This window comes from Peteryoungia wuzhouensis (assembly GCF_003205195.1).
Taxonomy (GTDB): domain Bacteria; phylum Pseudomonadota; class Alphaproteobacteria; order Rhizobiales; family Rhizobiaceae; genus Allorhizobium; species Allorhizobium wuzhouense.
The window spans coordinates 86456-105403 of record NZ_QJRY01000011.1; the positions used below are offsets into that span (position 1 = coordinate 86456).

17 protein-coding genes are annotated in these 18948 nt (G+C 61.9%); 10 read left to right on the top strand and 7 right to left on the bottom strand.

The genetic code is table 11. From position 1 onward, the window contains the following. Window positions 1–23 precede the first annotated feature (23 nt). Window positions 24–1727, top strand: a complete 1704-nt coding sequence (gene rpsA / locus DMY87_RS22675) for a 30S ribosomal protein S1 (protein ID WP_110793903.1) — start codon at window positions 24–26, stop codon at window positions 1725–1727. An 81-nt stretch (window positions 1728–1808) separates the two neighbouring features. Here the strand turns inward: rpsA and DMY87_RS22680 are convergent, their stop codons facing one another. After that, entirely contained in the window at window positions 1809–3479 is a 1671-nt protein-coding gene (locus DMY87_RS22680) for a hypothetical protein (RefSeq protein ID WP_110793904.1), read from the bottom strand. Window positions 3480–3726: 247 nt separating this feature from the next. Between DMY87_RS22680 and DMY87_RS22685 the strand changes: the two genes are divergently transcribed. Next, entirely contained in the window at window positions 3727–5124 is a 1398-nt protein-coding gene (locus DMY87_RS22685; RefSeq protein WP_110793933.1) for a nicotinate phosphoribosyltransferase, read from the top strand. A gap of 4 nt (window positions 5125–5128) precedes the next feature. Here the strand turns inward: DMY87_RS22685 and DMY87_RS22690 are convergent, their stop codons facing one another. Next, a complete protein-coding gene (locus tag DMY87_RS22690) occupies window positions 5129–5380 on the bottom strand; it encodes a hypothetical protein (protein ID WP_110793905.1) in 252 nt (83 codons plus the stop codon). A gap of 158 nt (window positions 5381–5538) precedes the next feature. Between DMY87_RS22690 and DMY87_RS22695 the strand changes: the two genes are divergently transcribed. Further along, window positions 5539–5862: a DUF6665 family protein gene (locus DMY87_RS22695; RefSeq protein WP_110793906.1), complete on the top strand. Its 324-nt coding sequence runs from the start codon at window positions 5539–5541 to the stop codon at window positions 5860–5862. 14 nt (window positions 5863–5876) lie between these two features. Here the strand turns inward: DMY87_RS22695 and DMY87_RS22700 are convergent, their stop codons facing one another. Further along, window positions 5877–6500, bottom strand: a complete 624-nt coding sequence (locus DMY87_RS22700) for a ribonuclease D (protein WP_110793907.1) — start codon at window positions 6498–6500, stop codon at window positions 5877–5879. Between the two features lie 572 nt (window positions 6501–7072). Here DMY87_RS22700 and DMY87_RS22710 point away from each other — a divergent pair. Continuing rightward, a complete protein-coding gene (locus DMY87_RS22710) occupies window positions 7073–8497 on the top strand; it encodes a phosphomannomutase (protein WP_110793908.1) in 1425 nt (474 codons plus the stop codon). 52 nt (window positions 8498–8549) lie between these two features. Beyond that, window positions 8550–9296, top strand: a complete 747-nt coding sequence (locus tag DMY87_RS22715; protein ID WP_110793909.1) for an SDR family NAD(P)-dependent oxidoreductase — start codon at window positions 8550–8552, stop codon at window positions 9294–9296. 37 nt (window positions 9297–9333) lie between these two features. Here the strand turns inward: DMY87_RS22715 and DMY87_RS22720 are convergent, their stop codons facing one another. Genes DMY87_RS22720 through DMY87_RS22730 form a run of 3 tightly spaced genes read right to left on the bottom strand, consistent with a single transcriptional unit; the run spans window position 9334 to window position 12694 of the window. Beyond that, a complete protein-coding gene (locus DMY87_RS22720) occupies window positions 9334–10551 on the bottom strand; it encodes an SAM-dependent methyltransferase (RefSeq protein ID WP_110793910.1) in 1218 nt (405 codons plus the stop codon). Then, window positions 10548–11339, bottom strand: coding sequence for a DUF1365 domain-containing protein (locus tag DMY87_RS22725; RefSeq protein ID WP_110793911.1), 792 nt, complete (start codon window positions 11337–11339; stop codon window positions 10548–10550). The genes DMY87_RS22720 and DMY87_RS22725 overlap by 4 nt, the downstream gene beginning before the upstream one ends. Then, on the bottom strand, window positions 11336–12694 hold the full coding sequence (locus DMY87_RS22730) for an NAD(P)/FAD-dependent oxidoreductase (RefSeq protein WP_110793912.1): 1359 nt from the start codon (window positions 12692–12694) through the stop codon (window positions 11336–11338). Before DMY87_RS22730 ends, DMY87_RS22725 begins: the two co-directional genes overlap by 4 nt. A gap of 239 nt (window positions 12695–12933) precedes the next feature. On the opposite strand from DMY87_RS22730, the gene DMY87_RS22735 reads away from it, so the two are divergent. From DMY87_RS22735 to DMY87_RS22755, 5 genes are read left to right on the top strand one after another with little or no spacing between them, the layout of a single operon-like run. Then, window positions 12934–13503, top strand: a complete 570-nt coding sequence (locus tag DMY87_RS22735; RefSeq protein WP_110793913.1) for a sigma-70 family RNA polymerase sigma factor — start codon at window positions 12934–12936, stop codon at window positions 13501–13503. After that, window positions 13500–14174 carry a ChrR family anti-sigma-E factor gene (locus DMY87_RS22740; RefSeq protein ID WP_110793914.1) on the top strand — a complete coding sequence of 225 codons (675 nt, stop codon included), beginning with the start codon at window positions 13500–13502 and terminating at the stop codon, window positions 14172–14174. Before DMY87_RS22735 ends, DMY87_RS22740 begins: the two co-directional genes overlap by 4 nt. Window positions 14175–14213: 39 nt before the next feature. Further along, window positions 14214–14615, top strand: coding sequence for a DUF2177 family protein (locus DMY87_RS22745; RefSeq protein ID WP_110793915.1), 402 nt, complete (start codon window positions 14214–14216; stop codon window positions 14613–14615). Window positions 14616–14654: 39 nt separating this feature from the next. Continuing rightward, window positions 14655–15668: a ligase-associated DNA damage response exonuclease gene (locus DMY87_RS22750; RefSeq protein ID WP_165826427.1), complete on the top strand. Its 1014-nt coding sequence runs from the start codon at window positions 14655–14657 to the stop codon at window positions 15666–15668. A gap of 3 nt (window positions 15669–15671) precedes the next feature. After that, the gene (locus DMY87_RS22755; protein WP_110793916.1) at window positions 15672–17282 is read left to right on the top strand and encodes a cisplatin damage response ATP-dependent DNA ligase; all 1611 of its coding nucleotides are present in this window, start codon (window positions 15672–15674) and stop codon (window positions 17280–17282) included. Between the two features lie 21 nt (window positions 17283–17303). Here the strand turns inward: DMY87_RS22755 and glpK are convergent, their stop codons facing one another. Beyond that, complete coding sequence (glpK, locus tag DMY87_RS22760) at window positions 17304–18797, bottom strand: glycerol kinase GlpK (protein ID WP_110793917.1); 1494 nt, start codon at window positions 18795–18797, stop codon at window positions 17304–17306. Window positions 18798–18948: the final 151 nt, after the last annotated feature.

The following is an 18948-nucleotide window of genomic DNA, read 5'->3' on the forward strand; positions in this document are numbered from 1 at the left end:
CATGGATGCGACTAGGAGATTTCATGTCTGTTTCTACCCCGTCGCGCGAGGACTTTGCTGCCCTCCTCGAGGAATCCTTTGCCAAGACCGACCTGGCCGAAGGCTATGTTGCCAAGGGCATCATCACCGCCATCGAGAAGGACGTCGCCATCGTTGACGTCGGCCTCAAGGTCGAAGGCCGCATCGCGCTGAAGGAATTCGGTGCACGCGCCAAGGACGGCACGCTCAAGGTCGGCGACGAAGTCGAAGTTTACGTCGAGCGCATCGAAAACGCTCTCGGCGAAGCTGTTCTGTCGCGCGAGAAGGCTCGTCGCGAAGAAAGCTGGATCAAGCTCGAAGCCAAGTTCGAAGCTGGCGAGCGCGTTGAAGGCGTTATCTTCAACCAGGTCAAGGGCGGCTTCACGGTTGACCTCGACGGCGCCGTTGCCTTCCTGCCGCGTTCGCAGGTGGACATCCGTCCGATCCGCGACGTGACCCCGCTGATGCACAACCCGCAGCCCTTCGAAATCCTCAAGATGGACAAGCGTCGCGGCAACATCGTTGTCTCGCGTCGTACGGTTCTCGAAGAGTCCCGCGCTGAACAGCGTTCGGAAATCGTGCAGAACCTCGAAGAAGGCCAGGTTGTTGACGGCGTCGTCAAGAACATCACCGATTACGGTGCGTTCGTTGACCTCGGCGGCATCGACGGCCTGTTGCACGTCACCGACATGGCATGGCGCCGCGTCAACCATCCTTCGGAAATCCTGTCCATCGGCCAGTCGGTCAAGGTTCAGATCATCCGTATCAACCAGGAAACCCACCGCATCTCGCTCGGCATGAAGCAGCTCGAGTCCGATCCGTGGGATGGCATCGCTGCCAAGTACCCGGTTGGCAAGAAGATCTCCGGCACCGTGACCAACATCACCGACTACGGTGCATTCGTCGAGCTGGAGCCGGGCATCGAAGGCCTGATCCACATCTCGGAAATGTCCTGGACGAAGAAGAACGTTCATCCCGGCAAGATCCTTTCGACCACGCAGGACGTCGACGTCGTCGTTCTCGAAGTCGATCCGTCCAAGCGCCGTATCTCGCTCGGTCTCAAGCAGACCCTCGAGAACCCGTGGCAGGCATTTGCCTACAGCCATCCGGCCGGCACTGAAGTCGAAGGCGAAGTCAAGAACAAGACCGAATTCGGCCTGTTCATCGGCCTCGAAGGCGACGTTGACGGCATGGTTCACCTCTCCGACCTCGACTGGAACCGTCCGGGCGAACAGGTCATCGAGGAGTTCAACAAGGGTGACGTGGTCAAGGCCGTCGTTCTCGACGTCGACGTCGAGAAGGAACGCATCTCGCTCGGCATCAAGCAGCTCGGCAAGGATGCTGTCGGCGACGCCGCTGCTTCCGGCGACCTGCGCAAGAACGCTGTCGTTTCGTGCGAAGTCATCGGCATCAACGATGGTGGCATCGAAGTGAAGCTGGTCAACCACGAGGACATCACGTCCTTCATCCGCCGCAACGACCTGGCCCGCGATCGTGACGATCAGCGTCCGGAGCGTTTCTCGGTCGGTCAGGTTGTCGACGCCCGCGTCACCAACTTCTCCAAGAAGGACCGCAAGGTCATGCTGTCGATCAAGGCTCTCGAGATCGCAGAAGAGAAGGAAGCCGTTGCTCAGTTCGGTTCGTCCGACTCTGGCGCATCGCTCGGCGACATCCTGGGTGCAGCGCTCAAGAACCGCAACAACGACTAATCCTCGCTGTTGACTGAATGCAAGAACCCGCCGGGGGCGATCCCGGCGGGTTTTTTTGTTGGCCATCCTGACCCCGCGGGGTCAGGCGAAATCGGATAAACGTCGATAGAGCGCCTGGGCCGGATCTTCGTCTGGATGGGGCAAGGCCGGTCGCGCGTCCGCAGCGTCGAGCTGCGGTGCGGCCAGGCCGAGATCGATCCGGTCATCCGGGCCGCTCGCATCACCTTCGAATACCAGGGTTTCCGTATCCTGGTCCGGCGGATCCTCGGCTGCGTCCTCATCCGAGCTTGGCTCCTCGTCTGCGGCCTCGTCAGGGTGTTCCTCCTCGTGAGCGTCCCTGCGCACCGGACTGGCGGACTTGGTCTCGACTTCGCTGTCGATGACATAATTGACAAACGCAAGCGGCAGACCATCTCCGACATCTGCTCTGCGCGCAGCCTCGCCCTGGTGCGAGGGGAGCGTGGAGGCTCCAAGAGCGAGACGCTCCTCCCACTGGATGGGGCGATCCAGGGCGGGCGCTTCGCTGTCGTCCGCCAGAGTTTCGGCCGGCGGCGTGGTTTGGGACGGCAGGCGTTTCGCATCCGTCTCTTCCGGTTCCGACGGCATCAGCGCGTCGAGCGCGCGATCGACGACGTCCGTTTCAACCTCGCTTCCATAAAGCGCCAGCAGCGTTCTGATGAGATCGCTTTCAGCCATGTCGTCCAGTAGCTCACTCGGCAAGGTCGAGAGCGTTTGCTGAAGTGTCGGCGATCCAGCTTCGGGCTTTCCATCAGGTTCGTGCGGCTCAACCTGCGCATTGGGCGGTGAAGTCAGGGACGGCGCCATGGTCGGAGAGGCCGGACCGGTGCTTCGCGTGGCGCCGGGTTGGGCATTGGCCATGAACGCTGCGGCGGGGTCTGCGGCTTTTCGCGCCGAGACTGGAATGCGGTCGGTTTGCGCGGGTTCGGCGGAAGCATTCAGCCGGTCACGCATCTGGCGGAGTACCCGCAGATTATCGGAGCCGTCGTTCGCTGACGCCTGTTCTCCCCCTCTCGATGGTTCGCCAGTTGCATGACGCCCATCCTGCTCTCCAGCCCGTCGAACCGCAGCGGGTGGAGCCCGGGTCGCGGAGATCTCTACGGCGGCCGGCGTCATCTGGCTCGACAGGGACGCAGGGGATTGAGACGAAGGCCTGGCGGGCATGGGCACGGCCTGCGAAGCTTGCTGTCCGGCGGCACGGGCATCCCGTGGCGGTTGACCAAGGGACATTCCGCCATTCTGGCGATAGGAGGAGATCACGGCGCGCGCGCCCGGATCGCGGTCCTTCTGGCGATAGAGTTCCAGATAAATCGCGAGCGTCGCGGCCTCCGGACCCTGCGGATTATGCAACGCCTGGAGCAGAGTTCTCAGTTGCAAGCCGGCAAAGGCATCCGAGAGCATGACCTTCAACTTCTGCCGTTCCGCAGGCGCCAGTGTCGTGATGGCTTCGATCAGGCGGGCGGCGAAAGCTGTCAGCGGCTCACCCGGCTCCTGCTTCATCTTCAGCGCGGCGGCGAGAACTTCGGTGAGCACCACGAGATTCTGCGACATGCGCTCCGGCGCACTCAGCAGCATCATGTTGAGGTTTCCGGCGATGCTTCCGGCAGCACTGGCGGGATAAGGCTCGACGCCCGCTGCGACCGGCGCGCGTCCCGTTGTGCGGGTCTCGGCCTGGGTGCGGCTCTCCTGTGGCTGCTGATACAGGTTCGTCGGGGCGCTGACGGGACCGATCATGGCGACCTCTCGCGTTCAAGGTGCCCTTTTCCACACGGTCTCTGCCTCTCGCCGAAGCGATCGGGCGCGGGATCGCCAAGGACGGTGGCGGATCTGCCTGCTCTTCAAGGAGGAGATTGGCAAAACATGGTTAACAAAAAGCAAATCTATCGGAGCGGAATGCCGAAGGCTCAAGCTTCGCACATACCTGGACTGGCACCATGCCGGCCGGCGGCTTTCTGCCGCGCAACTTTTGATGGGCGCCAGCATGACATCCAATCTCATCCTGAACACGGATAGCTACAAACTCGGGACCTTTCTGCAGTACCCGGCAGATACACGTTCCGTCAGCGCCTTCGTCACGACGCGCGGCAGCTCGTTCCGCCCGGAGGTGATGTTCTTCGGGCTGCAGATGTTCCTCAAGGATTACCTGTCGCGGCCGGTGACCCGGATGGATGTGACAGAGGCCGAGGAGGTGGCTTCGGCACATCGGCAGCCGTTCGACAAGGCCGGCTGGCTGCATATCGTCGAGGCCCATGGCGGTCTGCTGCCGCTCCGCATCGAGGCGGTGCCCGAAGGCACGGCGCTTCGCCGGGGCGTTCCGGTGGTCCAGGTGGTCAACACGGACCCTGCCCTGCCCTGGCTCACCTCCCACATCGAAACGTCGCTGCTGCGTGCCGTCTGGTATCCCTCGACGGTGGCGACCACGGCCTGGCGGCTGCGCATGGCGATCCTGCCCTTCCTGGAGCGGACCACGGATGACCCGCACGGCTTGCAGCCGAGCCGGATCAGCGACTATGGCTGCCGCAGCACGTCGAGCGTCGAACAGTCGGCAATCGGTGGTGCGGCGCATCTCGTCCACTTTCACAGCTCCGATTCGCTGCCAGGCATCCTGCAGGCGAGGCGGGCCTACGGGGCGGCCATGCCGGCCTTATCCATGCCTGCTGCCGAACACGGGACAATCACTGCCTGGGGTCCGGACCGTGAGGTCGAAGCCTATTCGCATCTCATCGACCGGTTCAGCGAATTCGGCGCCTATTCCATCGTCTCCGACAGCTATGACCTGCACAATGCCGTCACCGAAATCTGGGGCAAGAAGCTGCAGACAAAGGTGCGGGCGGCCGGTGCAACACTGGTGGTTCGCCCCGACAGTGGCGACCCGATCGACACGCCGGTCCAGGTGGTGGCGCAGCTCGCCTACGCCTATGGCACCCGGCTCAACGGCAAGGGCTTCAAGGTTCTGGACGCGAATGTGCGGGTGATCCAGTCCGACGGCGTGTCCATCCAGGACATCCAGATGATCCTGGGGCGGCTGGAGGGCATGGGCTTTTCCGCGGAGAACATCTCGTTCGGCATGGGATCCGGCCTGCTGCACAAGATCAACCGCGACACGCTGTCCTTCACCATGCGCCAGAGCGCGGCGCAAAATGCTGGTGGGGAATGGCGGGAGACCGGTCGGCGGTCCACCCATCCGCAGGAGAAACCGCCGATGGCGGGACGGGTGGCGGCGATTGCCGACGGCACGGACATCGTGGCTATTCCGCTTGCGGAGCTCGGCGCACGCACGAACCTGCTGCAGCCGGTCTGGGAAAATGGCCAATTGCTGAAGGATTGGAGCTTCGACGAAATCCGCGCACGAGCGAGTGCCGCGAGCGTTTCCTCGTAATCGCCTAATCGATCAGGCGCAGGAACATCGGGTAGAGGCCGGCTTCATCCGAAGGGGCCGGGATGCGCTTGCCGAGCGGCTGGTCCGGGCGGCTGCGCTCGTCGACCATGAGGGCATCGAGCCAGGTGGCCGGTGCATAATGCGGGCCTGCATCTTCATCCTGCTGATCAAGGTCGTCGGTGTCCGGTCGGTCCGTATCATACGTGATGGTCGAGCGGGACAGGCTATCGAGAAGGCTATTGGCTGCTTCCGTCATGGTCGCTTTATTTCTACGCTTTGCTGCTGACGAGGCCCTTGAAACACGGGACACCGTTGCCGATTTCACTGCGGTCATGATGCAAAGTCGGAGTTAATGAAAGCTTGGCGCATTCGTTTCATTGCATCTCAATTATCGTCTACAAGAACAGCTAGGCCATGAGTTTTCGACCGCCCGCTTCCCTGCTCGCGTCCGCCTCCGGAGATCTGCTGTCCGCACTCGACCAGGAGCTTGCCGGCGAGATGGCGGATGCGCTCGGACGCGCCGGGCGGAAAGCCGAAATTGCCCTGCTTCAATGCGCCGAGGCGCGCGGCAAAAGCGCCGAGATCCTGTCAGCGGCTGTCGATGAGGCTGCGCAGGCAGTTTTTGCTCTTTCGGTGCAACGGGAATTGTGCGGCATGCGGAACCAGGCGGCGATGATCCGTCAATATGACATCCCGAAAGACGTGATGGCCCGCGTCGGCATCACCCGCAAAGCCTGAAGCGGCCTTTACGCTCAGCTGTGGGCGAAGATATCGGTCTCGTCCCAGCCGAGCAGATCGAGCTTGGAGCGGGTCGGCAGGAATTCGAAACAGGCGTTCGCATGTTCCATGCGACCATCGCGGACGAGGCGCTCGGTCAGCTTGTCGCGCAGGGCATGCAGGTACAGCACGTCGGAGGCTGCGTATTCGAGCTGTGCCTGGCTCAGCTTCTGGGCCGCCCAATCCGAGGACTGTTGCGCCTTGGAGATGTCGACCTCCAGCAACTCCTTCAGGTTGTCCTTGAGCCCGTGGCGATCCGTATAGGTGCGGCACAGGCGCGACGCGATCTTGGTGCAAAAGACCGAAGCCGTGGTCACACCAAAGGTATGGTAGAGGACAGCGATGTCGAAACGGCCGTAATGGAAGATCTTCTGGCGGGAAGAATCGGCGAGAAGGGCAACCAGATTCGGCGCTTCGGTCTGCCCGGCCGCGATACGGATCACGTCAGCGGTTCCATCGCCAGGCGACAATTGCACCACGCAGAGACGATCGCGGCGGGGCACCAGACCCAGCGTTTCCGTATCGATCGCGATCGCGTCGGTGTACCGCGCTGCATCAGCTGCGGAAATATCGCCTTCGTGGGAGCGGATCGTCGCCATCTAAGTCTCCAGACATTCTCAGGTTCTGCCCGCTATAAAGGAAAGCTGGAGGAGGTACCATCCCGTAGCGGACATCGGACGTTGGCCGAGAGCCCTGTTACCGAGATCTGAGCCATGCCTGATGCGCATGGAAATATCGGCATCAGTCAAGGGCGCGCAGGAAACGAAGGTTCACTTCATCGTGTAAGCTCAAATTGCGAAAGACTCGAAAGTCATTTTCGACTGCGCGAGCGGTTCGCGTTACGACTGGGCGAAGGAGGCATGCATTTATCGCACTGCTGCGTTGCAACAACGAGGATTGGCAGCCGCGAGGCATTTGGGTAAAACACAAGCATCGAAGCGGCGCACTCCTCCTCCCAGCGCCGGTCGGTAGGATCGGCAATACTCCTCCTCCTCCCAATTGCCGATCGAGTTTAAGAGCCTGGCGCACCTCCTCCCGCGCCAGGCTCTTTTCGTTTCGGCTTCTGCCGACTTCCAAATTGCCCTCTCCCCGCCGCTCGCCGGTATTCCGCTTGATGCCTTGCCGGTTGGCACCATATAAGCTGCTCCGAGGCACTGCGAGGGAGACAAGCATGACGGCAAAATTCGGGACCAGTGGCCTCAGGGGCCTTTCATCGGATCTCATCGGCGCCGTTTCAGCCCTTTACTCCACCGCTTTCGCCCGTTACCTACTGGCCGAAGGGCTTGCGCAGGCCGGATCACCCGTGGTGATCGCGCGCGACTTCCGTCCGTCAAGCCCCGAGATCGCCGCGACGATCATGGCCGCCCTCCGGCGTGCCGGGCTTGAGCCGATCGACTGCGGGACCATCGCAACGCCGGCTCTGGCCCTTTACGGCGCTTCGCTGGGGGCGGCCGGCATCATGGTGACCGGATCGCATATCCCGGCAGACCGCAACGGCATCAAGTTCTACCGGCCCGACGGCGAGATCAACAAGCAGGACGAGCAGGCGATCACACGGATGGCTGACGCGTTGGCCGACGATCCCGAGGCGAACCTCGTGGAGAGCGGCGTCGGCGATGAACAGGAAGGCCAGGCGAGTGCGCTGTTTCTAGATCGCAATCTCCATATTCTGCCAGCGGGGTGCCTGGAGGGGAGACGTATCGGCATTTACCAGCACAGCACGGTGGCCCGCGACATGATGGTCGACGTGTTCCAGCATTATGGGGCAACCGTCTTTCCGCTCGGCCGATCGGACGTGTTCATCCCCGTCGATACAGAGGCGGTTTCGGTGGACACCGTGACCCAGCTCGCACACTGGAGTGACGAACTGGCGCTTGACGCAATCATTTCAACCGACGGCGATGGCGATCGACCGCTGGTGGCGGACGAACATGGTTTGCCGTTGCGTGGCGACCTGCTTGGGCTGATTGCGGCGCGGTTTCTCAAGGCCAGCGTTGTCGCAACCCCTGTCACGTCGAATTCCGGCCTTGAACAGGATGGCGGCTTTTCAGTCATCCGCACGCGGGTCGGCTCACCCTATGTGATTGCCGCAATGGAGACAGCGCTGGCGGAAGGCCGCGAGCGCGTGCTCGGCTTCGAGGCGAATGGCGGCTTGATGCTGGGTTCCGACTTCACCGTGGAAGGCACCGTGCTTAAAGCGCTGCCGACGCGTGACAGTTTCCTTCCTGCCCTTGCGGCCCTCGGTATGGCTGCCCAGAACGGACAGTCGCTGTCCGACCTTGCCAAGGCCTTCAGTCTGCCGGTGGCATTGAGCGATCGGCTGGAGAACTTCGCGACAGAGCGGAGCACTTCGCTGATGGCCCATATCCGGCAATCGCGCGACAACCTCGCCGGCTTCCTCGCGCCGATCGGCGCCGTGGCTGGGGTGAGCGATATCGACGGGGTTCGCGTGACGCTTGCCGACGGGCGGGTCATCCATTTCCGACCGTCGGGCAATGCGCCGGAGATGCGGTGTTATGTCGAAGCCAAGACCCATGGCGAGGCCGAGGCCCTGATGAAAACCGGGTTGGAACTCCTGCGCGGTTGGGCCGGTTAAACCGGCGGCCGATGCCTGGCGTATTGGTCATGACACAACGCAAGAGGATCTCATGACCAAATGTGCCTGGATTACCGGTTCGAGCTCCGGCATCGGCCGGGCACTGGCCAAACGGCTGGTGGACGACGGCTACCGCGTGGCCGTCAGCGCCCGTAATGCCGAGTTGCTTGCGGCACTTGCCGCCGAACACCCCGGCCGGATCGTCGCCTTTCCGCTCGACGTGACCGATGGCGAGGCCGTGCGTCGCGTCGCCGATGCCGTGACGACGGCAATGGGGCCAATCGATCTCGCGGTCTTTGCTGCCGGTTCCTATACCCGCGACTATGCCGCCGACTTCAGCGTCGAGCGGATGCGACAAATGTTCGATCTCAACGTCATGGGAACCGCAAATTGCCTGGAAGCGGTGATGCCGGGCATGATCGCGCGCAAAGCCGGACATATCGCCGTCGTGGCGTCCGTCACCGCGTATGTGGGCCTGCCGGGAGCAGCGAGCTACGGCGCGACGAAGGCGGCGCTGAACAGCCTTTGCGAGGCGCTGCATCCAGAGCTTGCAAGCCATGGGGTCACGCTGAGCGTCGTGAACCCGGGATTTGTGGCGACACCCCTTACAGAGAAGAACGACTTTCCGATGCCCTTCCTCGTGTCGGCCGAAGAGGCAGCCGACATCATTGCCAGGGGTTTGGCCAGCAACACGTTCGAGATCATCTTTCCATGGAAGATGGCGCTTGCCATTCGCCTGCTGCATGCCCTGCCACACAAGCTTCGCTTCGCGCTGACGCGCAAGATGCTGCGCTCCTGAAGGCAGGTGGCGAGGTGGCCGGCTCCGCCTTTTTTGTTCAGGCTGGCTTGTCCAGCCTGAATTGAACCACATCGATGCGGCCGACGCGGAAGCCGACGGCGCAGTAGTGCAGATAAAGCCGCCACATCCGGTAGAAGCGACGGTCGAAGCCGAGGGGCTCGATCGACGACCAGCTGTTGGCGAAGGCATTGTCCCACGCAATCAGAGTCCGATCATAATCCCGACCGAAGCGGAAGCGATCGCCGATCTCAAGGCCCGCACGGCTCGCATCGCGCTCGAAAATCGTCACGGAGGGCAGCATGCCACCCGGGAAGATATAGGTCTGGATGAAATCGGCACTGCGGCGGTATTGCTCGAAGCGGCTTTCGTCGATCGTGATCGTCTGGATCATTGCCTTCCCGCCCGGGACGAGGCGCTCCTGCACGGCCTTGAAATAGACCGGCCAGTTCTCTTCGCCAACGGCTTCGAACATCTCGATCGAGACGATCTTGTCGAACTGTCCCTGACAGTCGCGATAGTCTTCGAGCCGGATGTCGACGCGGTCGGAAAGGCCGGCTTTCTCCAGACGTTCGCGGGCGAACTTGGCCTGCTCGACGGACAGTGTCAGGCCCGTGACCCGGCAGCCGGTGGCGCGAATTGCGTGTTCGGCGAAACCACCCCAGCCGCAGCCGATCTCCAGCACGTGGTCATCCGGTCCGATGTTCAGCTCACGCACGATGCGGGCATATTTGGCTTCCTGCGCCTCGGCGAGCGACAGGCCGGGCGCCTCGTAGAGAGCCGAGGAATAGGTCATCGTGCGGTCGAGCCACTGGCTGTAGAACGCATTGCCCAGATCGTAGTGGAAGGCGATGTTTCGCCGGCTACCTTTTTTGGAATTCCGACGCAGCTTGTGGCGCAGGCGGGCGATGCCCTCGAAAATTGCCGAGGATGAGAGGATCTTGCCGAGTTCGGCTTCGTTCGCCAGGGCGAATTCCACGACACTGCCAATATCAGGGCTGTCGAGGTCACCATCGATGAAGGCCTGGGCGAAGCCCAGAGTACCGCCGGTCAGAATGCGAAGCACCGGCTTGGCGTTGCGAACGCACAGCGTGGCATGGGGACCCGGCAGCCTGCCGACGGCGACGTGTTGACCATAGCCTTCAAACTGGAGGGTCAATCGGCCAGCGGTAACACGGTCAGCCCAGCGGCACAGCAGACGCTGCCAGAACGGCAGAGAGGCGACTACGGACGGCATTTCTCGTTCGGCGTGACTCATCGCTTGTTCATCCCATTCTGCAGAACGATCGTCGAGGCGATCGGCTTGGCTGCAGGCGCGTGGCGATAAACCGGAACCCCCTTCAGCCAGAGCCGCAGCGCTTCCCAATGTATCCCCCCCATCACTTTCAGGGTCATCAGGGGATAGGTCACCAGCATGCGCAATAAGCTCGCATCCGACAAGGGGGCGCGTTTGCCGGAAAAGAGCGCCGTCAATATTGGCCCTTCGCCATCGCTTTCACCAATGTGCACGCCGACCTTCTCATCGGGTGGATTGATGCGGAAATCATAGACGCAGTCCATGGGCAGGAAGGGCGAGACGTACATTTCCTTCGCACATTGGTGCCTCAAAACCTCCTGCCCCTCCTCGACCGGGATGACATAGGTGTGGCGCTCGTTGAAGGTGTTGCAGACCTCGTAGAGCACGGCCTGCAATCGACCGTCGCGGTGATGGCAAAAATAGACGGTGAGCGGATTGAAGACGTAGCCGAAGATGCGGGGATAGCAGAGCATGCGGATCCTCGAACCCTTGGCCTCAAGTCCGGCCGCCTCAAGCCGCCCTTCGACCCATTGCCGCAACTGGCCGACATGACCATCACCGTGATCTGCGTCATAGACGGCATATAGGGATCGGCGGTTGTGGCCGAAAAAGCGAAGATCCCGGTCGAGATCCGCGATCTCATCAAGGTCGATCAGCAGGGAAAACACGCTGTAGCGCAGCTTGTGCTGCCTGGGGCGAGTACGCACATGCACGACATGGCCGGCATAAATGGCAGACTGCAAGCTCATTCGGCCGCCTCAAGGTGCCGGGTGATGACGATGCGGCCGGACTCGTTTTCGACAGACCAGGGACGGCGTATACCGCCGAGAGCCTCTGCTACCGCAAGGCCGGCCTGCAGGCCATCCTCATGGAAGCCACTGCCGAAATAGGCGCCGCAATACCAGGTGTTGCGATGGCCCTGGAGCTGCCAGATCTGTTTCTGCGCCCGGATGGCAGCGGCGTCGAACAGGGGATGTTCGTAGTTAAAGGTCTGGATCACCTTGGCCGGATCGATCGGGCGGCAGGGATTGAGCGTGACAAACAAGGGCGTTTCGGGATCGAGGGACTGGAGCTTGTTCATCCAATACGTGACGCAGAGCATTTCGCCGGCTTCATCCTTGCGGCTCGCGACATAGTTCCAGCTCGACCAGACAGATTTCCGCTTCGGCATCAGGGCTTCATCGGAATGCAGCACGGCGACGTTTGGCGTGTATTGGAAAGCTTCCAGCAGCTGACGCTCCCGCGCATCCGCATCCTGCAGCAGATCGAGGCTCTGGTTCGCATGGATCGCGAGCACCACGTCGTCGAAGGTCTCGGCATGGCCGTGGATGTCAATCACCTCCACGCCAACAGCCAGGCGCCGAACATGGGCAACAGCGGTCGACAGGCGGACGGTGCCGCGAAAATCGGCAAGGATGCGCGCGACATATTCGCGGCTGCCGCCTTTCACCGTGCGCCAGCGCGGGCGATCGGTGAGCGTCAGCAGGCCGTGATTGACGAAGAAGCGGATGAAGGCTTGCAGAGGGTAAAGTCGCATCTCGGACGCCGTGGTCGACCAGATCGCAGCGCCCATGGGCAGCAGGTGGTCTTCGACGAAGCTATCCGCATAACCGGCGGAGGCGAGGTAGTCTCCAAGCGAGACGCCATCCAGTTCCGGGCGATCCAACAAGGCAGGCGCTTCACGGTAGAAGCGCAGGATGTCCTTCACCATACGCCAGAAGCGGGGACGGAGAAGATTGGTCTTCTGGCCGAGCAGACCGCCGAGGCCAGAGCCTGAATATTCGAAGGCACCATCACCGAGCGAGGCGGCAAAGGACATGTCGGATGCCAGCGTCGGCACGTCGAGATGCTCGAAGAGCTTTACGAGATTGGGATAGTTGCGATCGTTGTAGACGATGAAGCCGGTATCAACAGGCGTATCCTTGCCGCGCCCCGGCGCCAGGACCGTGTTTGAATGCCCACCTGGCCGGCCCTCGGTCTCATAAAGTACGACTTCGGCGCTGCGGGAGAGGAGCCAGGCGCAGGACAGGCCAGAGATACCCGACCCAATGACCGCAATCTTGCGCTTCCCGCCAAATGCGGCCCTCGTAACGCCAATATCCATAAACCACACATTCCCTTGTCGCGAAAATTCTGTTTGCATCTGATTACGCACTAGGTTGGCCAGTGGATCGACCGAAGCTAATAAATTCGTCACGGGTGATCCGATTTTCCGGCCTCGGCGTAGTCGGCTTCATGATCAACATGATTCCCATGCAGGCCGATGCGTGCCACAGTGGTCCCGGGCGTAACGCACGGCAGACTGCCGTGGCCAAGCCCCAGCGAGGGATAAGAAACGTTTCGATGACCGGATCGGTTGATGAGTTAGAGCCGCATAATTTCTCGCAACTCCTGGCTTCCGTCGGTCGTGATCGTGATGTCGAAGCGTTCGAGACAATCTTCAAGCATTATGGCCCCAAGGTGCGTGCCTATATGGCAAAGCTCGCGCGTGACGGGCAGGCCGCCGAAGAACTGATGCAAGAGACCATGCTTGCCGTCTGGAACAAGGCGGCGCAGTTTGACCCTTCACGCGGAAACGTCTCAAGCTGGATCTTCACCATTGCGCGCAACCAGCGCATCGACGCCTTCCGCCGCGCCAGGCGTCCGGTGTTCGATCCGTCGGACCCGGCCTTCGTCCCCGACGATGTGCCAGCCGCAGATATCGAATTCGAAGGGCGCCAGGAAGCAGATCGTCTGCGGCGCGCCATGGAAACCCTACCACCCGAACAACTCGAACTCCTCAAAATGTCATTCTACAGAGAAGCATCCCACAGCATGATTGCAGCCGAACTCGGCCTGCCGATGGGAACCGTCAAATCGCGGATCCGCCTGGCGTTTGCCAAGCTGCGCGCAGCGCTGGAGGAGCGGGCATGACGCTCCAGGTTCAACACCATATCAGCGACGAGCTGTTGCTCGATTTTGCCAGCGGCACGCTTGCGGAAGGCTGGAGCATAGCCGTTGCCACGCATCTGGCGCTGTGCCCCAGTTGCCGCAACCGGCTGTCCTTCATGGAACATGCCGGCGGCGAATTGTTGGAGGCTGTCGACATCGATCAAACATCCAGCGCAACAGACAGCTGGCAGGCGATGAAGCGCAGGCTTGCCGCAGAGACGGACAAGCCGGCGGCTCAGGCGAAGCCTCGTGCGGCCGCTGCCAACGATGCGGTGTTGCCGGAGCCCTTGCGGTCATATCTCGGCGCCGACGTGGACGGGCTGAAGTGGCGGGCGCTCGGACGTGGCGCCTATCATATTCCGATCAAGACCGGCGACACAGAGAGCCAAGTGCGGCTTTTGAGGATCCCGGCTGGCAAGCCCGTTCCGGAGCATTCTCACGGTGGACGCGAACTGACGCTGGTACTCAAGGGCGCCTTCACCGATGGCTCGAGCGTCTTCCGGCGTGGGGATCTGGAAGAAGCAGACGAGACGCTGACGCACCAGCCGGTGGCGACGCCGGAGGAGGATTGCATCTGTCTGGCCGTCACCGACGCGCCGCTCAAGTTCAAGAGTCTGATCGTCAGGCTGGTGCAACCCGTTCTCGGGATATGAACCCGGCAGGCTTATACCTGCCCTTCACGGAGATGACGAATGACCTATCTGATCGCCTATGTGTCGACGGCCGTCGTCTTCTTTGCACTCGACTACGTGTGGCTTACACGCGTTGCGATCGGATTTTACCGGCAGAATATCGGCGAGCTTCTGCTCGCCACGCCGAATTTCGCGGCGGCTGGGATTTTCTACCTCTTCTATGTTGTGGGCCTCGTCTATTTTGCCGTGATGCCAGCGCTCACGGCAAACAGCGTGCTAACGGCGCTGCTGCATGGGGCTCTCCTCGGCCTGCTCGCCTATGGCACCTATGACATGACCAATCTGGCAACGCTCAAGGGCTGGTCGCTTTCGGTCAGCCTCGTCGACATGGCCTGGGGTGCGGTTCTCTCCGCAACGGCTTCTGCCGCCGGCTATCTCGTCGTTTCGCGTTACGCCGCCTGACGACTGGCGGGCGCCGCCTGGCCGCCCTATGTTTCCTCCATGATCAAACCGGACCTCCTGCTGCATCCGACGCCGGGCGGGCTTTATTGCCCCATGGGCGATTTTTACGTCGATCCGGTGCGGCCGGTCGGGCGCGCACTGATTACCCATGGCCATTCCGACCACGCGCGCTCGGGGCATTCGCATGTGCTGGCGACGCGCCAGACGCTCGACATCATGGCGATCCGCTATGGCGTCGATTTTGCCGGGTCGTCGCAGGCTGCCGGATTTGGCGAGACGGTTGATGTCAACGGGATTTCCGTGCGGTTTCATCCGGCAGGTCATGTTCTCGGATCGGCGCAGATCGAGATCGAAAAGGATGGTACACGCATCGTTGTCTCCGGTGATTACAAGCGGGGCGTAGATCCGACCTGTGCCAGCTTCGAACCCGTGCCCTGCGATGTGTTCATCACCGAGGCGACGTTTGGTCTGCCGGTCTTTCATCATCCGCCACCTTCCGGCGAAATCGAGAAGCTTCTGACGTCGCTGCGGCAATTTCCGGAGCGCAGCCACCTGATCGGGGCCTATGCGCTCGGCAAGGCGCAGCGGGTGATCTCGCTCATTCGCCGCGGAGGCTATGACCAGCCAATCTACATCCATGGCTCACTCGCCAAGCTCTGCGACTACTACGAGAGCCAGGGCGTCGATCTTGGAGAACTGCGGCCGGCAACGACCGAGGACAAGAAGTCCGGGAGCCTGAAGGGCGCCGTGGTGATCGGGCCGCCGTCAGCCTTCAACGATCGTTGGGCGCGGCGGTTCGAAGACCCACTGCCAATCTTTGCCTCCGGCTGGATGATGGTGCGCCAGCGCGCCAAGCAGCGCGGGGTGGAGTTGCCGCTCGTGATTTCCGACCATTGCGACTGGCCGGAACTGTTGGACACCATCCGCGAGGTTGGGCCGCAAGAGGTCTGGGTCACGCATGGGCGTGAGGAAGCGCTGGTGCGGTGGTGCGAGCTTTCGGGCATTGCGGCGCGGCCGCTGCATCTCGTTGGCTACGAAGACGAGGGGGATTGAGCAATGAAGGCCTTTGCCAATCTTCTCGACCGCCTGGTGCTGACGCCGAGCCGCAATGGCAAGCTCACCCTGCTCGTCGATTATTTCAAGTCGACACCGGACCCGGACCGCGGTTATGCGCTGGCGGCGCTGACGGAGGGGCTTGATATCAAGGGCGTGAAGCCAGCCCTGCTCAAGGAACTGGTGCTGGAACGCATGGATCCGGTGCTGTTCCAATATTCCTACGACTATGTGGGAGATCTCGCCGAGACGATATCGCTGGTGTGGGAGCCGTCCGACACTCAGGTCGTGACGGACGCGGACGATCGACTGTCGACGATCGTGGAGCGGTTGCAGCGTCTGGGGCGGAGCGAAACGCGCGGGTTGATGCGGGCCCTGCTCGACCGGCTGGATACGTCAGAGCGCTTTGCGCTGATCAAGCTGGTGACGGGAGGTTTGCGAATCGGAGTTTCGGCGCGGCTGACGAAGCAGGCGTTGTCGATTTTCGGCAACAAGGATGTGACCGAGATCGAGAGCCTGTGGCATGGGCTGAAGCCACCCTATCTCGATCTCTTTGCCTGGCTGGAGGACCGCACGGACAAGCCGATCCTGGCAACACCGGCGATCTTTCATTCGGTGATGCTGTCGACGCCGATCGAGGACCGGGACATTGCCACGCTCGACCCAGTGGATTTCGCTGCCGAGTGGAAATGGGACGGCATCCGCGTGCAGCTCTCGTGTGCGGGCGGGCGCAACCGGCTCTATTCGCGTTCGGGCGATGACATCTCAAATGCCTTCCCGGACATTACCGAGGCGGCGCGGTTCGAAGGGGTGATCGACGGCGAACTGCTGGTCGGCGGGACCTCGCGAACGAATGCGCCGACGCGCACATTTTCCGACCTGCAGCAGCGGCTGAACCGGAAGACGGTGACGGCGCGGATGCTGGAGGAGTATCCGGTCTTCATCCGGGCCTATGACATTCTCTTCGATGGGGCCGAGGATGTTCGACCCGAAGGTTTCCTCGCCAGAAGGGACCGCCTAACCACCCTGATCGAGCGGCAGGTGCCTGATCGGTTCGACCTGTCGCCGCTGGTGCCCTTTTCGAGCTGGGAGGAACTGGAGCGGCTCAGGGCAGACCCACCCGATCCCGTCATCGAAGGGATCATGCTGAAGCGATACGACAGCGTCTATCAGGCGGGGCGCGTCAAGGGGCCGTGGTTCAAGTGGAAGCGTGACCCGATGAATGCCGATGCGGTGCTGATGTATGCGCAGCGCGGACATGGGAAGCGGTCGAGCTATTATTCCGATTTCACCTTCGGGGTGTGGACGGCCGTTCCGGGCGAAGGTGATGTGCTGGTTCCGGTTGGAAAAGCCTATTTCGGCTTTACCGATGAGGAGCTGGAGGTTCTGGATCGCTTCGTGCGCAACAATACCGTCGAGCGCTTCGGCCCGGTCCGCAGCCTCAGGGCTGAGCCGGAGCACGGTTTCGTGGTCGAGGTGGCCTTCGAAGGGCTGGCGCGGTCAACGCGGCACAAATCGGGAATTGCGATGCGCTTCCCGCGCATTGCGCGGCTGAGGCAAGACAAGCTGCCGAAGGATGCCGATCGGCTGGAGACGCTGGTCGCCATGCTTTGACGACCGGCGTGTTTTCCAGGCTCAGCGGCTGGTGAGGCAGCGCGAGACGCTGTCTTGCCAGCCGGCGATGGCAGCTTCCCGTTCGCCCGTTGCCATTGATGGCTCGAAGCGGCGATCGCGCTTCCAGGTGGCGGCGAAGCCGGCCTGGTCGGGCCAGAGACCGGCACGGGAGCCGGCAAGCCATGCAGCGCCCAAGACTGTGGTTTCAAGGACGACGGGGCGGTCGACCGGGGCGGCCAGGATGTCGGCGAGGCGCTGCATCGTCCAGTCGGAGGCAACCATGCCGCCATCGACGCGCAGAACCGTCTTGGAGCTGGCGCCCGTCCAGTCCTTCTTCATCGCTTCCAGGAGGTCATGGGTCTGGTAGGCGACGCTTTCGAGCACGGCGCGGGCGAATTCGGCAGGGCCGGTGCCGCGGGTCAGGCCGAAGATCGCGCCGCGTGCATCGGGATCCCAATAGGGTGCGCCGAGGCCGGTAAAGGCAGGCACGAGATAGACGCGCTGGTTCGGGTCTGCCTTGCTGGCGAGTGCATCGGTTTCCGAGGCGACCTTGACGAAGCCCATCTCGTCGCGGAGCCATTGCACGGCAGCACCGGCGATGAAGATGGAGCCTTCGAGCGCATAGGTGGTCTTGCCGTTCAGGCGGTAGGCGATCGTGCTCAAGAGACGGTTCGACGACGTGACTCGGTCGGTGCCGGTGTTCAGCAGCGCGAAGCAGCCCGTGCCATACGTGGACTTCATCATGCCCGGTTCGAAGCAGGCATTGCCAATGACGGCGGCCTGCTGATCGCCGGCGACGCCGAGGATCGGGATTTCGGCGCCGAGCACGGCCTTGTCGGTGATGCCGAAATCGTCGGCGCAGTCCTTGACCTCGGGCAGCATGGCGCGTGGGATATCGAGGATCGAGAGAAGCTCGTCATCAAAGCGGTTTTTGCCGATGTCGTAGATCAGGGTGCGCGAGGCGTTGGTGGCGTCGGTGGCATGCACCTTGCCGCCGGTTAGCTTGAAGATGAGCCAGCTATCGACCGTGCCGAAGCAGATCTCGCCCTTGCCGGCGCGCGTCTTCAGGCCGTCAACATTCTTCAGAAGCCAGGAGAGCTTGGTGCCGGAGAAATAAGGATCGAGCAGCAGGCCGGTCTTCTCGGTGAAGAGCGCTTCCAGGCCCTTGTGCTTCAGCTCGTCGCAGAAGCGGGCGGTGCGGCGGTCCTGCCAGACAATGGCACGATGCACAGGCTTGCCGGTGTTGCGATCCCAGACGACGACGGTTTCGCGCTGATTGGTGATGCCGATCGCGGTGATATCGGCAATCGTAATCTTTGCAGCAGTGAGAGCCTTGTCGATCGTCGCGAGCACACTCTGCCAGATCTCGTCCGCATCATGTTCGACCCAGCCGGAATCCGGAAAATGCTGGGTGAACTCCTGCTGGGCGACGCCGACGATATGCATCGCGTGGTCGAAGATCATCGAGCGGGTCGAGGTGGTGCCCTGGTCGATGGCCAGAATGTAGCCGCTCATCCGTCTGAAACTCCCTTATAGAAGAAGCCGGGGCGTAGATATCGCCCCGGCGGTTGTCAATGATCAGAGACTGATCCGGATCACTTCTGCCAGCTCTTGACCAGTTCGTCGTAGTTGACGGTGATCGGCTTTTCCTTCTCGTTCTCGATCT